Source organism: Nocardia sp. NPDC101769, from assembly GCF_044766925.1.
GTDB lineage: Bacteria > Actinomycetota > Actinomycetes > Mycobacteriales > Mycobacteriaceae > Nocardia.
Genome location: NZ_JBIWMX010000001.1, coordinates 202,456 through 214,946 on the forward strand (window position 1 = coordinate 202,456; position 12,491 = coordinate 214,946).

The following is a 12,491-nucleotide window of genomic DNA, read 5'->3' on the forward strand; positions in this document are numbered from 1 at the left end:
CTCCTTAACGCTTCTTGCCGCGGCGGCGGACGATGAGCTTGTCGCTGGGACGGTTGGGCTTACGGGTGCGGCCCTCGGGCTTGCCCCACGGGGAGACCGGGTGGCGACCACCGGAGGTCTTACCCTCACCACCACCGTGCGGGTGGTCGACCGGGTTCATGACCACACCACGGACGGTCGGGCGAACGCCCTTCCACCGCATACGGCCGGCCTTGCCCCAGTTGATGTTCGACTGCTCGGCGTTGCCGACCTCGCCGATGGTGGCGCGGCAGCGCACGTCGACGCGACGGATCTCACCGGAGGGCATACGCAGGACGGCGTAGGCGCCTTCCTTACCCAGCAGCTGGATGGACATGCCCGCGGCACGAGCCAGCTTGGCGCCACCGCCCGGACGCAGCTCCACCGCGTGGACGGTGGTACCGGTCGGGATGGAGCGCAGCGGCAGGTTGTTGCCCGGCTTGATGTCCGCGCCGGTGCCCGACTCGATCTTCGTGCCCTGGGCGATGCCCTTGGGCGCGATGATGTAGCGCTTCTCGCCGTCGGCGAAGTGCAGCAGCGCGATGTTGGCGGTGCGGTTGGGGTCGTACTCGATGTGCGCGACCTTGGCCGGGATGCCGTCCTTGTCCAGTCGACGGAAGTCGATCAGACGGTAGGCGCGCTTGTGGCCGCCACCCTTGTGACGAGTGGTGATGCGGCCCTGCGCGTTACGGCCACCGGTCTTGGTGAGCGGACGCAGCAGCGACTTCTCGGGGGTCGAGCGGGTGATCTCGGCGAAGTCCGAGACCGAGGCACCGCGGCGACCCGGGGTTGTCGGCTTGTACTTACGGATTGCCATGAGTTCTTCTCTGCTTTCTGGAGCTCCAGCCGCTTACGCGACCGGGCCTCCGAAGATCTCGATGGGCTTGCTGTCGGCCGAGATGGTCACGAGCGCGCGCTTGGTGTCCTTGCGCTTGCCGTAACCGAAGCGGGTCCGCTTGCGCTTGCCCTGACGGTTGGCGGTGTTGACGCTCGTGACCTTCACACCGAAAACCTTCTCAACGGCGATCTTGATCTGCGTCTTGTTCGAGTCCGGGCGCACCAGGAAGGTGTAGGTGCCCTCTTCGATCAGTCCATAGGACTTCTCGGAGATCACCGGCGCGAGCAGGATGTCGCGGGGATCGGCGATGGTGCTCACTTGCTCTCCTCCTGTGCAGCTTCGGCGGGGCCGTGCACGAAGGCGTTGAGCGCCTCGACCGAGAACACGATTTCGTCGCTCTTGAGAACGTCGTAGGTGTTCAGCTGGTCCGGGGCGATCGGGTGCACGCCCTGCAGGTTCGCCACGCTCTTCCACGCGGTGACATCTTCACGGCCGACGACGACCAGGATGTTCTTCCGCTCCGACAGCTCGGCGAGGAAGGCCTTGGCCGACTTGGTCGACGGGGTCTGTCCCGCAACCAGTTCGGTGATCACGTGGATGCGCTCGTTGCGAGCCCGGTCCGACAGAGCGCCACGAAGCGCGGCGACCTTCATCTTCTTGGGCAGGCGCTGGGTGTAGTCACGCGGCTGCGGGCCGTGGACGGTGCCACCGCCGGCGAACTGCGGCGCACGGGTCGAACCCTGGCGCGCACGGCCGGTGCCCTTCTGGCGGTACGGCTTCTTGCCACCGCCGCGGACCATGCCGCGGGTCTTGGTGGCGTGCGTGCCCTGGCGAGCCGCGGCCTGCTGGGCCACGACGACCTGGTGCATCAGCGCGATGTTCGCGGTCACATCGAAGATCTCCGCGGGGAGCTCGACGGTGCCCTCGGTCTTGCCGCCAGCGGCCTTGACCGTGAGCGTCAGGTTGGTCTTGGTCTCGGTGCTCATGCCCGGGCACCACCCTTCACTGCACTCTTGACGATCACGACGCCGCCGGTGCGGCCCGGGATCGCGCCCTTGATCAGCAGCAGACCGTTCTCGGCATCCACCTTGTGGACCGAGAGGTTCTGCGTGGTGACGCGGTCGTTACCCATCCGGCCGGACATGCGCATGCCCTTGAACACGCGGCCCGGGGTGGAGCAACCACCGATGGAACCCGGACGACGGTGCACGGCCTGCGCACCGTGCGAGGCACCCTGGCCACGGAAACCGTGGCGCTTCATGGTGCCCGCGAAGCCCTTGCCCTTGGAGGTGCCGGTCACGTCGACGTAGGAGCCCGCCTCGAAGACATCGGCGTTGATCTCCTGGCCGACCTCGAAGGCCGACGCGTCGGCGACGCGCAGCTCGGCGATGTGGCGGCGGGGGGTGACACCGGCCTTGGAGAACTGGCCGGAGACCGGCTTGTTCACCTTGCGCGGGTCGATCGCGCCGTAGGCGACCTGGACGGCGGAGTAGCCGTCGCGCTCCACGGTGCGGATCTGGGTCACGACGTTCGGGCCCGCCTTGACGACGGTCACGGGAACGACGCGGTTCTTCTCGTCGAAGACCTGGGTCATGCCGAGCTTGGTGCCCAGGATGCCCGCGGCCGGACGGCTCTTGTTGTCAGTCATATTCGAAGTCCCCGTCACTGAATGTTGACGTCGACGCTGGCCGGCAGGTCGATACGCATCAGGGCGTCAACCGTCTTCGGCGTCGGGTCGAGGATGTCGATCAGCCGCTTGTGCGTACGCATCTCGAAGTGCTCGCGCGAGTCCTTGTACTTGTGCGGCGAACGGATGACGCAGTACACGTTCTTCTCGGTGGGCAACGGCACCGGGCCGACGACGCGGGCACCGGTACGGGTCACCGTCTCGACGATCTTGCGCGCAGACGCGTCGATCGCCTCATGGTCGTAGGCCTTGAGCCTGATGCGGATCTTCTGTCCCGCCACGCTGAGTGTCCTTTTCTCCGCTTACGTTGTGGTCCAAGAGCTTTCGCTCTCACACCACCCTCATTTGCACAGCCCGAACACACGAAGACGCATCAGCCACCACACGACCGGCCACCTGGGCCCGATCCATCGCCGCTGTTCATCTGTCATGGTTCATCCGGTCCACGCGGTCGGGCGTGTCGCTCCGCCGCCCATTCCTCAGCCCGGACCAAAATCCTGTAAGCCTCGGAACATTGTTCCGGACGCACCCGCGCCGCAATCCAGCGGGGTGCAAAATTGGGTCTTGCTCACCCACGACCAGCGCCGATCCAACGGAAAAGACGCAACCCGGTGTGGGCAACCCGAACAGTATGCCTCGAGTCCCGGGGCGACTTCAAATCGCCCCCTCCCCCACCCGGACCCGATGGCCCTGGTCACACCGGGTCGACGCGCCCGGCCCGGACAGCGCGATGGCCGGTGCGGAACTCGGCTCTCGCACCGGCCATTTCACGCCTCAGCGGTTGCCGAGGCCCTGGAGGTAATAGTCCCAGCCGCCGAGGTCCTGAATCAACAGGAAGTTGCCACCGTGATGCACGGCGGGGTCGACCAGGGCCAGGCCGACCTGCCCGCCAGGCGTGTCGGCGGCCTCACCGACGACCTGGGTCAGGTTGCCGTACATCTTGCCGTCGACCATCGGAATCTCCGAATAGTACGGGTCGAGGGCGATCCGGTTGTTGGCCCTGTTGATCTGGTCGATCGCCGCCGGGATCCAGGTGTTGGACAGGGCCACGGTCTCGTCGTGGTCGAGGTCAACGCCGACGTAGATGCCGCCGCCCGGATTGATGTACGGCGTGAAGGCCGCAGCCGAGCCGGCGGATGCCGTGGTGGCGAGGGCCGCCCCCGCGAGTGCGATGCCGACGGTGGCCACCGCGGTGCGAATACGCATGATTTCGAGAACTCCTAATTTCCCCGATAGCCGACCCGCGTGGCGTCGGCTCCCAGCCGCACCCCCGGCACGGCCCATCCAGATAACAAGCAACCATTCGGTTTCGCGCAGCGAGGCAGACCGTCTACCGATTCGATGACCTATTCGCGGGAGTCCGAGAGCTGGACCCGAGAGACGTTCCCGCAGAACTTACTTTTGAGTAAGATGCGGGCATGGCTAAAGAGACCGCTACGTATCGCGGGTGGAAGAAGCTTCCCGACAATCGGATCGGGCACACGTTGTTCTCCATCGGGATGGTGGCGCGGGTGCCGTATTTCGGGACGGTGCTGCCGAGCGTGGTCCGATTGGAGCCGGGGCTGTGCGAGGTGACCGCACCCAAGTGGTTCGGGATTCACAATCACCTGGGGACGTTCCACGCGATCGCGGCATGCAACCTGGCCGAGGTGGCGATGGGCATGCTGTCCGAGGCGACGGTGCCGGAGACACATCGGTGGATCCCCAAGGCGATGAACGTGCAGTATCTGGCGAAGGCGAACTCGGGACTGCGGGCCGTCGCGAAGTTACCGGAGGTTCCGGATTTCTCGCAGATCACCGAGGGGCGGGATCTGGTGGTGCCGGTGTCGATCTTCGACCGGTCGGGCCTGGAGGTCGTGCATGCCGACATCACCACCTGGGTGACGCCGAAGTAGTCACAACCAGCTGAGAGTGACTCACCAGCCGACGCCGAGGAACCTCACAGCTACCATCAATAGCGTTGCGGCCATGACAGATTCAATTCCCGCCGCAGACAGTTCCCACCCCGTTCCGGGACGGCGCAGGCCCGGTCGTGTCACCATCTCCGTGGCCGGCGCGGCGCTGGCCCTGGCGGCCGCCCTGGGCCTGGCCGCCTGCGGGTCCAGTGATCACAACTCCGCGGGCGGCGGCAATCAGCAGCAGGGGCCGGACGGACACCACGGCGACGGCCAGGATGGTCAGGGCGGCCGGGGCGTCGGCGGCAAGATCACCAGCGAGAACTCCGGATCCTGGATGATCACCAAGCAGGACGGCAGCACCGAGACCGTGACCATCTCCCCCAGCACGGAATTCGGCACCAAGGCGAAGAGCGAGACCGCAGCGCAGTTCGCGGTCGGCGATCAGATCGTGGTGCGGGGGCAGGAATCCAACGGCACCATAGCCGCGACCCGCATCTCGCACGCCCGCGAGCACGCCAATATGAATGGGACGCCGCCGAATTCGCCCGGCGCCACCCCGCCGGCCTCACCCGGCGGTACCCCGCCCGCGGCGCCGTCGCCGACACCGGCCAAGTGATCCGCTCCGTGATACCGAACGTTCGATGGCCGACAAGTCCGTTGTCCCACAACGGACTTGCCGCCTGCCGCGAGTCCGGCTATTCGCCGACCGGGGTACTCATCAGCATGACCAGGGCCGCGAAACACAGCCCGATCGGCACCACCGCCAGCACGATGCGCACCGCCCACGGCGCCCAGTAGGCGACCACCCATTGCGCGGTCACCGCGAGCAGCCCGAACAGCAGCAGATGCTGTGCGTTGTCGAGGTGCCCGAAGGTATTCGGGCAGGAGTCGCGGCCGTTGCACGAGTCGGTGGCGAACCCGCTGAGCACGAAGAGCGCGAAGTAGACGGGCAGGCCGAACCCGAACAGCACCGATGACGTGGTCGGCGGCACCCACCAATATCGCTTGCCGGTGTTCATTCCGTCTCTCCCCACCTCATCACATCCGCAGGCCACCCACCGCACGCACGATAGCAAGCGGCAATAACCGTCGAAGGATGGCGCGCGCGGCGAGGATTCGGCCGCACAGCGCGAGGGTGCGAAGTCGGAGTCGGCCTGGCGGGGCCGGGACGCGGCTGTTTGAATGCGGGTATGAGTGGCCGTGAGGTCGGCAGGGCGGCCGACGTGTGCGTGGTGGGGCTCGGTCCCACAGGGCGGGCGCTGGCGCATCGCGCCACGGCGGCGGGCATGCGGGTGGTCGCGGTGGATCCGCGGCCGACGCGGCTGTGGGCGCCGACGTTCTCGTGCTGGGTGGACGAGCTGCCGGAGTGGCTGGGGCAGGGCGCGATTGCCAGCCGCATCGAGGCCCCCGCGGTGTGGACGACCACCGAGCACCGGATTCCCCGGCCCTACTGCGTGCTGTCCAAGCAGGGCCTGTTCGACGCCCTGCCGCTGGACGACGCGACGGTCATCGCGGGCCGGGCACGCACGGTGGAGGCGCACCGGGTGGAGCTGGCCGACGGCACCGAGGTGCGCGCCGCCACCGTGTTCGACACCCGCGGCCAGGCCGCGCCGGGCGCGCGGCGCACCGCCAGCGCACACGGCATCTTCGTGGACGAGGACACCGCGGCCCCGATGGTGACCGCCGGTGAGGGCCTGCTGCTGGACTGGCGCGACGAGAACGGCGCGGGCCCGGACGAGCCGCCGTCGTTCCTGTACTCGGTGCCGCTCGGGGACGGCACGGTGATCTTCGAGGAGACCAGCCTGGGCCTGCGCTGCGGCATGCCGCAGCACGAGCTGCGGCGGCGCACCCTGAATCGGCTGGCGGCGCACGGGATTCGGCTGCGCGGTGACGAGCCGACCGAGGCCGCTCACTATCCGCTCGACGAGCTGCCCCCGAAAGCCGGTCGCGGCCGGGTGATTCCGTTCGGCTCGCGCGGCGGCATGATGCATCCGATCACCGGGTACTGCGTCGCGGATTCGCTGGCGCTGGTGGATACCGCCCTGGACGCGGTGCGCCGCGGCGACGATCCGGTCGAGGCACTGTGGCCGTGGCAGGCGCGCCTGGTCCATTGGATGCGCATGCGGGGCGTGTACGGCCTGGGCCGGCTGACGACCGCCCAGTCCATCGCCATGTTCGACGCGTTCTTCACCCGCCCGCCCCGGCAGCAGCGCGCACTGCTGTCGGCGCACGCCGACTACTCGGCGCTGGGCACGGCGCTGTTCATGACGGTCGGCACCACCCAGCCGTTCCGCTGGCGCTACGACCTGGTCGGCTGGACCAACCGGAACCGCTGGGTGGATTGGGATTACGGCCGCCCGCGCCCGCTGGACGACCTGCTGCTGCCTCGGGAGGATCTGCTACCCGGGGACACCGCGCAGTAGGGCTCAGACCCAGTTCTCGATCCAGTACTTCCAGATGATCGCGGCGTAGGCGGCCAGTGGCGGCACCTTGATATCGGTGCCGGCGAGCGCGGCCGCGGTGTGGCGGGAGTCGAAGCGGCACGACAGTTCGGTGTCCTCGATGACGTCCATGGGAATGCCGACCTGGCGGAGCACCCAGCCCATGCCGGGCACGCGCAGGGTGAGGTCGAGGGTCTGCTTGGGCATGACCTGGATGAGGTGCGGTGCCCCGGCTTCGTCGGCGAAGAGGTTGAAGACGTCGGCGACACTCTGCTCGCGCGGATCCACCAGGTGGTAGGTGGCGGGTGTGTCGCCGGGCCGGTGCGCGATGTGGTCGAGGGCGCGGGCCACGAAATCGACCGGCACCAGATTGGTTTCGCCGAGTTCGGGCGCGATCACGGGCAGGATGCGGGGCAGCTGCGCGGCCATCCGCAGCAGCCGGAAGAAGTAGTAGGGGCCGTCGATGCGGTCGATCTCGCCGGTGCGGGAATGGCCGATCACGATGGCGGGCCGGTAGATCCGCCACGGCACCGCGGTCTGCTCGCGCACATCCTGCTCGGCCCGCAGCATGGCCCGCTGGTAGGGGGTGGGCAGCAGCTGCCCGACGTCGGTCATGTCCTCGGTGAACAGGCCCTCCCGGGCTCCGGCGACGCGCACCGTCGAAACATGGTGCAGCCGTCCGGCTTCCAGCGCCGCCGCGAGCTCGGCGACCCGCCGGGTGCCGCCGCCCGCGCCGCGGGTGTCGAAGCCGGCGGCCAGGTGGAAGACGTGGTCGATCGAACCGCGGTGCGCCGCAATCCAGCCCGCGTCGATGCCGAGCCCGGGCTCGCCGAGGTCGCCGCGCACCGGGCGTACCCGGTCGGGGGCACCCCAGTCGCGCAGGCAGCGGTTGAAACGCAGCACGGAGCCTTCGCCCGGGCACACCAGGACGTGGACGTCCGCGCTGCGTTTCAGGAGTTCGGGAAGCAGAAATCGACCGATGAACCCAGTTGCCCCGGTAACCAGGTAAGTCATGGCGCCCACCTTAACGTGACGTACGTCACTCGAACTCCGGTGCGGCCCCGGGGAAACGGTCGGGCGTGTCTAGGCTCCGGTCTCGGCCGCCCGCCGGTACCCGCGGATCGCGGGGTAGGCGCACACCACGATCATGCCGACCGACCACGCCACGGTCTTCCACAGCGGTGTGGCGATCGGACCGTCGTAGGACAGTCCGCGCATGGCGTCGATGGCGGTGCTCATGGGCTGGTTCTCGACCGTCTTCTGCAGCCATACCGGGTAGGCGAACACCGGCACGAAGCCGGAGTTGAAGAACATCAGCAGCGTCTGCACGATGCCGACGACCGACACCAGCATGACGCCCTCGGTGAGCGTGGCCAGCGCCGTCACCAGGACCGCGAACCCGATGGCGAACAGGATCGGAATGGCCAGCATGGCAATCGAAGCCGCGGGCCCGTACCAGAACCGGAAGCCCAGCGCGAGGCCGACCGCCAGCACGAACAGCGAGGTGATCAGTACGCGCACGGCCTCGGCCAGCAGCCGTCCGGTGAGTCCGGCGGCGCGGTGGACCGGCATGGTGTAGAACCGCCCGAGCAGTCCGGTGGCCTTCTCCGCCTTGAAGCCGAGCGCGCTCACGATGGATCCGGACATGGCCGCCACCAGCATGACCATCGGCACGAAGCCGTAGATGGCGGGCATGCCGGTGGCCTGTTCGATGGAGTCGCCCAGCACGATCCGAAACATGATCAGCGTGGCCGCGGGGAACACGAGCGTCTGAATGGTGGTGGAGGGATCACGCATCCAGCCGATGAGCAACCGCTTACACTGGATGAAGCTCTGTTCCACCCAGATCGCGAGGGTGCGCTCGGAGCGCGGTTTCACCGTCGGCAGCGGCTGATGCCCCGCCCACGAATCCTGTTCCGCCACTTCTGCCGTGGTCGTCGTACTCATGACCGCCTCACACTCGCCCAGACCGCGAACGGCGTGAAGACGACCGCCGCGCCGACCAGCCACACCAGTGGCACCCAGAACACCTGCCACGTCACCCCGTGGTCGGCCATGTCCCGCAGCGCGAAGGAGAACTGCGAGATGGGCTGATTGCGCACGAACGGCCGCACCCACGCCGGGAATCCGGCCTCGGGCACGAAGCCGCAGGACAGCATGCCGAAGATGAGCGTCGGCAAAGTCAGCGCCTGGCTGAGGGATTCGGGGCTCTTGGTCAGCGACCCGAGCCCGTCCGCGCCGATGGCCAGTACGGTGCCGACCGCGAGCGAGAACACGCAGAACAGCACGGCCTGACCCCACCCGGCGACGAACCGGAAGCCGATCATGTGGCCCCAGCCCAGCGCCGCGGCGAGCGACACCACCGACCGCACGAAGCCCGCGGACTGCCGCGACACCAGCGGCACCATCTTGCCGATGGGCATGGTCTGCATACGGGTGTTGAGTCCGGTCATGGCCTCGAACGCGGCCAGCTGCGCGTTCGACATCATGGTGAAGGACATGGTCTGCAGCACGATGATCGGCATCACGAACTGCTCGTAGTGAATGCCCTTGACCTGCATGACGAATTTCAGCGGCAGGTAGAAGCCGAGGGTGAAGACCAGCGGGATGATCACCGCGACGATCAGTTCGCCCTTGGTGGCCATCACCCACACAATGCGTCCGGTCAGCGCCTGCCACTGCGCGAAGCTGTTGGGCCGGGCCGGGGGTACGCCGGCGAAGAGGTCGGCGGCGCGTTCGCTTTCCACTGTCGTCACGATTCCTCCGCCTCCTTGGTCCCGGAGTGCCCGGTGAGGGTGAGGAACACGTCGTCGAGCGAGGGGCGGCGCAGCCCGATGTCGGCGAGTCGCACGCCGGCGCTGTCGAGCCGGCGCAGCGCCTCCGACAGGGTGCCCGCGCCGTCCGGGGCCGGGATCGAAAGCCGGTCGCCGCCATCGAGTTCCGCGCGCACCGCCTCGGGCACCAGGTCCCCGAGCGCGTCGGCGGCGGTGGTGAGCTGTTTGGGGTCCAGCGGCACGACCTCGCAGTAGCTGCCGCCGGTCTTCTCCTTGAGAGCGTCGGCGGTGCCCTCGGCGATGACCGTGCCCTTGTCGATCACGATGATGTTGTCGCTGAGCACGTCGGCCTCTTCGAGGTACTGCGTGGTCAGCAGGACGGTGATGCCCTGGTTCTTGAGCGCGGTGACGAGATCCCAGACGCCCTGGCGGCTGCGCGGATCCAGGCCGGTGGTGGGTTCGTCGAGGAACACCACCTCGGGCCGGACCACCAGGCCGCAGGCGATGTCGACGCGGCGGCGCATGCCGCCGGAGTAGTGGCGCACCGCGCGGCGGCCCGCGCCGGTGAGGTCGAACTCCTCGAGCAGGTTGTCGGCGCGCTGCCGGGCGGCCTTGCGCGGCAGGCCCATCAGGCGGCCGAAGAGCTCGAGGTTCTCGCGACCGGAGAGGTTCTCGTCGAGGGCCGCGTACTGGCCGGTCATCATGATCGATCGGCGCACCGCGGCGGGGTCCGAGCGCACGTCGTGCCCGGCGATGCGGGCGATGCCGGAGTCTGGGCGCAGCAGGGTGGACAGGATCTTGACCGTGGTGGTCTTGCCCGCCCCGTTGGGGCCGAGTATGCCGAGGACCTGTCCGCGGGCGGCGGTGAAGCTGATCCCCTGCAGCGCGTGCACCTCGCCGAAGGACTTGCGGACGTCTTCGACGAAAACGGCCGGATCATCGGGTGCTCCGGGTTGCGGTCTGTCCAAGCTGGGCATCAACTCTCCACTATCTCTTTTCGACCCGGCGAACTTTCGGCTGGTCGGGCTGAACGATGTCGCCCCGTGTGGCGGGTCCCCACATCCCGCCGGGATAAGTCGCTACCGCCCGCCGGGATGATCCGCACCGCCGGCCGTGATGTTACCGGCGCATCCCAAATGAGGCCGTTTCTTTGCCGAAGCAGCAATCATCAAACTGTGCGCTTGGTCACAAACCGAAGGGTTCTGGCATAGCTGCAGATCCAGGCGCAGACCGGCCGGTATGCGGCGATTTCGCTACCTTGTCTCATCTGCGACTCGAACCATAGTCTGGCGTTGGCGGGGAGAGACATTCACAGGCCACGAGAGGTTGACCATGGCCGAGTCGGCGCAGCCGGCAACAGGGCGCGCCGGTGCGCGCCGATCCAAAGTGCTCACATCCTTCGACCCCCGGACCGGGGAGGTCGTCGGCGAATACGCCAGCATGGGCGCGGGTGAGCTCACCCGTACCGTCCGCTCGGCACGCAGTGCCGAACAATGGTGGGCGGCACTGGGATTCGACGCGCGCAAACGCTGGCTGCTGGACTGGAAACGCAGCCTGGCCCGCGGCACCCGCGATCTGGTCGAGCTGATCAGCAGCGAGACCGGCAAGCCGCGCATCGACGCCGCCATCGAGGTGACGCTGGCGGTGGAACATCTGGATTGGGTTGCGCGGCATGCGGAGAAGACGCTGGGCCGCACCACCCGGCTGGGCGCCGCACTGCGCCGCGAGCCGGCCGGCACCGTCGGCTACCTGCCGCTGGGCGTGGTCGGCGTGCTCGGCCCCTGGCAGAATCCCGTTCTGACACCGATGAATTCGATTGCCGGCGCGATGGCCTCGGGCAATGCGGTGGTGTTCAAGCCCAGTGAGCTGACCCCCGGCGTGGGCGCGTGGCTGGCCGACACCTGGAACCATCTGGCCCCGAATCAGCCTGTGCTGCAGGTGGTCACCGGCGACAGCGGCACCGCCGCCGCCCTGTGCCGCGCCCGCGTGGACAAGCTGGCCTACGCCGGATCCGGCGCGGGGGCGCGGGAGGTGGCCACGCTGGCCGCGCAGGCGTCCACCCCCCTGCTCGTCGAGCAGGGAGGACGCGGATCGATGGTGGTCCAGGTCGACGCCAAGCTCGATACCGCCGCGGCCGCCGCGGTGTACGGCGCCATGGCCAATTCGGGTCAGCAGCCCGCGGGCGTGCAGTGCGTGTACGTGGCCGACTCGGTGTACGAACCGTTCTTGGAGCTGGTGGCCGATCAGGCCCGGCGGCTCCGCCCGGGCGCGGACCGCCGCGCCTCCTACGGCCCGATGATCCTGGACGCCCAGATCGACGTGGTGCGCCGCCAGGTGCGCGACGCCGTCACCCGGGGCGCGCGGCTGGTGGTCGGGAGCCTGGAGTCGATTCGCGAACCGTATATCGAGCCGATCGTGCTCACCGAGGTGCCCGAGGTGAGCACCGCGGTCACCGGGGACGCCGTCGGGCCGGTGCTGGTGGTGAATCGGGTGGCCACCATGGACGAGGCGGCCGACCGGGTGAATGCCGCCGAAAAGCCGCACGCCGTCTCGGTTTTCACGCGTGACACCCGCAGCGTCCCGGAGTTCGCGGCCCGGCTGCGCAGCGAGCTCATCACGGTCAACGCGGCCCCGGTCTACGGGGTCAACGGGCCGGGCCGCATTCGCGATCCGCGCACACTGCGGGAATTCGCACGGCCGCAGACGATCACCGAGAAGCATCCGCCGGACCAGATCACCTCGGGCACCTTCGAGAAGCATCCGCGCCGTCTCCGGGTCGCCCGCGCGCTGTTCCGGATGCGGCACCGGGTCTGACGGTGGAAGTGGCTGCCGCCG

Annotated in this window: 15 protein-coding genes; 4 read left to right on the forward strand and 11 right to left on the reverse strand. The window is 68.3% G+C overall.

The genetic code is table 11. The features are described from left to right. Positions 1 to 4: 4 nt before the first annotated feature. The 6 genes from rplB to ACIRRA_RS00795 all read right to left on the reverse strand — a co-directional run bounded on the left by rplB (position 5) and on the right by ACIRRA_RS00795 (position 3,749). Positions 5 to 835, reverse strand: a complete 831-nt coding sequence (rplB, locus tag ACIRRA_RS00770; RefSeq protein ID WP_356996884.1) for a 50S ribosomal protein L2 — start codon at positions 833 to 835, stop codon at positions 5 to 7. A 33-nt stretch (positions 836 to 868) separates the two neighbouring features. Beyond that, a complete protein-coding gene (gene rplW, locus ACIRRA_RS00775) occupies positions 869 to 1,174 on the reverse strand; it encodes a 50S ribosomal protein L23 (RefSeq protein ID WP_402761263.1) in 306 nt (101 codons plus the stop codon). Beyond that, positions 1,171 to 1,842 carry a 50S ribosomal protein L4 gene (gene rplD / locus ACIRRA_RS00780; RefSeq protein WP_402761266.1) on the reverse strand — a complete coding sequence of 224 codons (672 nt, stop codon included), beginning with the start codon at positions 1,840 to 1,842 and terminating at the stop codon, positions 1,171 to 1,173. The genes rplW and rplD overlap by 4 nt, the downstream gene beginning before the upstream one ends. After that, a complete protein-coding gene (rplC, locus tag ACIRRA_RS00785; RefSeq protein WP_354830589.1) occupies positions 1,839 to 2,504 on the reverse strand; it encodes a 50S ribosomal protein L3 in 666 nt (221 codons plus the stop codon). Before rplC ends, rplD begins: the two co-directional genes overlap by 4 nt. 14 nt (positions 2,505 to 2,518) lie before the next feature. Then, the gene (rpsJ, locus tag ACIRRA_RS00790; protein ID WP_003938093.1) at positions 2,519 to 2,824 is read right to left on the reverse strand and encodes a 30S ribosomal protein S10; all 306 of its coding nucleotides are present in this window, start codon (positions 2,822 to 2,824) and stop codon (positions 2,519 to 2,521) included. Between the two features lie 493 nt (positions 2,825 to 3,317). After that, positions 3,318 to 3,749 carry a hypothetical protein gene (locus tag ACIRRA_RS00795; protein WP_402761270.1) on the reverse strand — a complete coding sequence of 144 codons (432 nt, stop codon included), beginning with the start codon at positions 3,747 to 3,749 and terminating at the stop codon, positions 3,318 to 3,320. A gap of 212 nt (positions 3,750 to 3,961) precedes the next feature. On the opposite strand from ACIRRA_RS00795, the gene ACIRRA_RS00800 reads away from it, so the two are divergent. Both ACIRRA_RS00800 and ACIRRA_RS00805 read left to right on the forward strand, forming a co-directional pair. After that, the gene (locus tag ACIRRA_RS00800) at positions 3,962 to 4,438 is read left to right on the forward strand and encodes a hotdog fold domain-containing protein (protein ID WP_402761273.1); all 477 of its coding nucleotides are present in this window, start codon (positions 3,962 to 3,964) and stop codon (positions 4,436 to 4,438) included. A gap of 73 nt (positions 4,439 to 4,511) precedes the next feature. Then, positions 4,512 to 5,057: a DUF5666 domain-containing protein gene (locus tag ACIRRA_RS00805; protein WP_402761276.1), complete on the forward strand. Its 546-nt coding sequence runs from the start codon at positions 4,512 to 4,514 to the stop codon at positions 5,055 to 5,057. Positions 5,058 to 5,136: 79 nt separating this feature from the next. On the opposite strand, the gene ACIRRA_RS00810 is transcribed toward ACIRRA_RS00805, so the two are convergent. Beyond that, positions 5,137 to 5,460, reverse strand: a complete 324-nt coding sequence (locus ACIRRA_RS00810; RefSeq protein WP_402761279.1) for a hypothetical protein — start codon at positions 5,458 to 5,460, stop codon at positions 5,137 to 5,139. A 171-nt stretch (positions 5,461 to 5,631) separates the two neighbouring features. On the opposite strand from ACIRRA_RS00810, the gene ACIRRA_RS00815 reads away from it, so the two are divergent. Continuing rightward, a complete protein-coding gene (locus ACIRRA_RS00815; RefSeq protein WP_402761282.1) occupies positions 5,632 to 6,864 on the forward strand; it encodes a lycopene cyclase family protein in 1,233 nt (410 codons plus the stop codon). Positions 6,865 to 6,867: 3 nt separating this feature from the next. On the opposite strand, the gene ACIRRA_RS00820 is transcribed toward ACIRRA_RS00815, so the two are convergent. The 4 genes from ACIRRA_RS00820 to ACIRRA_RS00835 all read right to left on the reverse strand — a co-directional run bounded on the left by ACIRRA_RS00820 (position 6,868) and on the right by ACIRRA_RS00835 (position 10,633). Beyond that, positions 6,868 to 7,896: an SDR family oxidoreductase gene (locus tag ACIRRA_RS00820; protein WP_402761285.1), complete on the reverse strand. Its 1,029-nt coding sequence runs from the start codon at positions 7,894 to 7,896 to the stop codon at positions 6,868 to 6,870. A gap of 69 nt (positions 7,897 to 7,965) precedes the next feature. Further along, positions 7,966 to 8,829 carry an ABC transporter permease gene (locus tag ACIRRA_RS00825; RefSeq protein ID WP_402761288.1) on the reverse strand — a complete coding sequence of 288 codons (864 nt, stop codon included), beginning with the start codon at positions 8,827 to 8,829 and terminating at the stop codon, positions 7,966 to 7,968. Beyond that, entirely contained in the window at positions 8,826 to 9,638 is an 813-nt protein-coding gene (locus ACIRRA_RS00830) for an ABC transporter permease (protein ID WP_402761291.1), read from the reverse strand. The genes ACIRRA_RS00825 and ACIRRA_RS00830 overlap by 4 nt, the downstream gene beginning before the upstream one ends. Then, a complete protein-coding gene (locus ACIRRA_RS00835; protein ID WP_402761294.1) occupies positions 9,635 to 10,633 on the reverse strand; it encodes an ATP-binding cassette domain-containing protein in 999 nt (332 codons plus the stop codon). The genes ACIRRA_RS00830 and ACIRRA_RS00835 overlap by 4 nt, the downstream gene beginning before the upstream one ends. 355 nt (positions 10,634 to 10,988) lie before the next feature. Here ACIRRA_RS00835 and ACIRRA_RS00840 point away from each other — a divergent pair, with 355 nt between their 5' ends. Continuing rightward, a complete protein-coding gene (locus tag ACIRRA_RS00840; protein WP_402761297.1) occupies positions 10,989 to 12,470 on the forward strand; it encodes an aldehyde dehydrogenase family protein in 1,482 nt (493 codons plus the stop codon). Positions 12,471 to 12,491 lie beyond the last annotated feature (21 nt).

Excerpts from the sequence above, each read along its gene's own strand:
- rplB (WP_356996884.1), bottom strand. The coding sequence starts at position 835 with ATGGCAATCCGTAAGTACAAGCCGACAACCCCGGGTCGCCGCGGTGCC.
- rplD (WP_402761266.1), bottom strand. The coding sequence starts at position 1,842 with ATGAGCACCGAGACCAAGACCAACCTGACGCTCACGGTCAAGGCCGCT.
- rplC (WP_354830589.1), bottom strand. The coding sequence starts at position 2,504 with ATGACTGACAACAAGAGCCGTCCGGCCGCGGGCATCCTGGGCACCAAG.
- ACIRRA_RS00795 (WP_402761270.1), bottom strand. The coding sequence starts at position 3,749 with ATGCGTATTCGCACCGCGGTGGCCACCGTCGGCATCGCACTCGCGGGG.
- ACIRRA_RS00800 (WP_402761273.1), top strand. The coding sequence starts at position 3,962 with ATGGCTAAAGAGACCGCTACGTATCGCGGGTGGAAGAAGCTTCCCGAC.
- ACIRRA_RS00805 (WP_402761276.1), top strand. The coding sequence starts at position 4,512 with ATGACAGATTCAATTCCCGCCGCAGACAGTTCCCACCCCGTTCCGGGA.
- ACIRRA_RS00810 (WP_402761279.1), bottom strand. The coding sequence starts at position 5,460 with ATGAACACCGGCAAGCGATATTGGTGGGTGCCGCCGACCACGTCATCG.
- ACIRRA_RS00815 (WP_402761282.1), top strand. The coding sequence starts at position 5,632 with ATGAGTGGCCGTGAGGTCGGCAGGGCGGCCGACGTGTGCGTGGTGGGG.
- ACIRRA_RS00820 (WP_402761285.1), bottom strand. The coding sequence starts at position 7,896 with ATGACTTACCTGGTTACCGGGGCAACTGGGTTCATCGGTCGATTTCTG.
- ACIRRA_RS00825 (WP_402761288.1), bottom strand. The coding sequence starts at position 8,829 with ATGAGTACGACGACCACGGCAGAAGTGGCGGAACAGGATTCGTGGGCG.
- ACIRRA_RS00835 (WP_402761294.1), bottom strand. The coding sequence starts at position 10,633 with ATGCCCAGCTTGGACAGACCGCAACCCGGAGCACCCGATGATCCGGCC.
- ACIRRA_RS00840 (WP_402761297.1), top strand. The coding sequence starts at position 10,989 with ATGGCCGAGTCGGCGCAGCCGGCAACAGGGCGCGCCGGTGCGCGCCGA.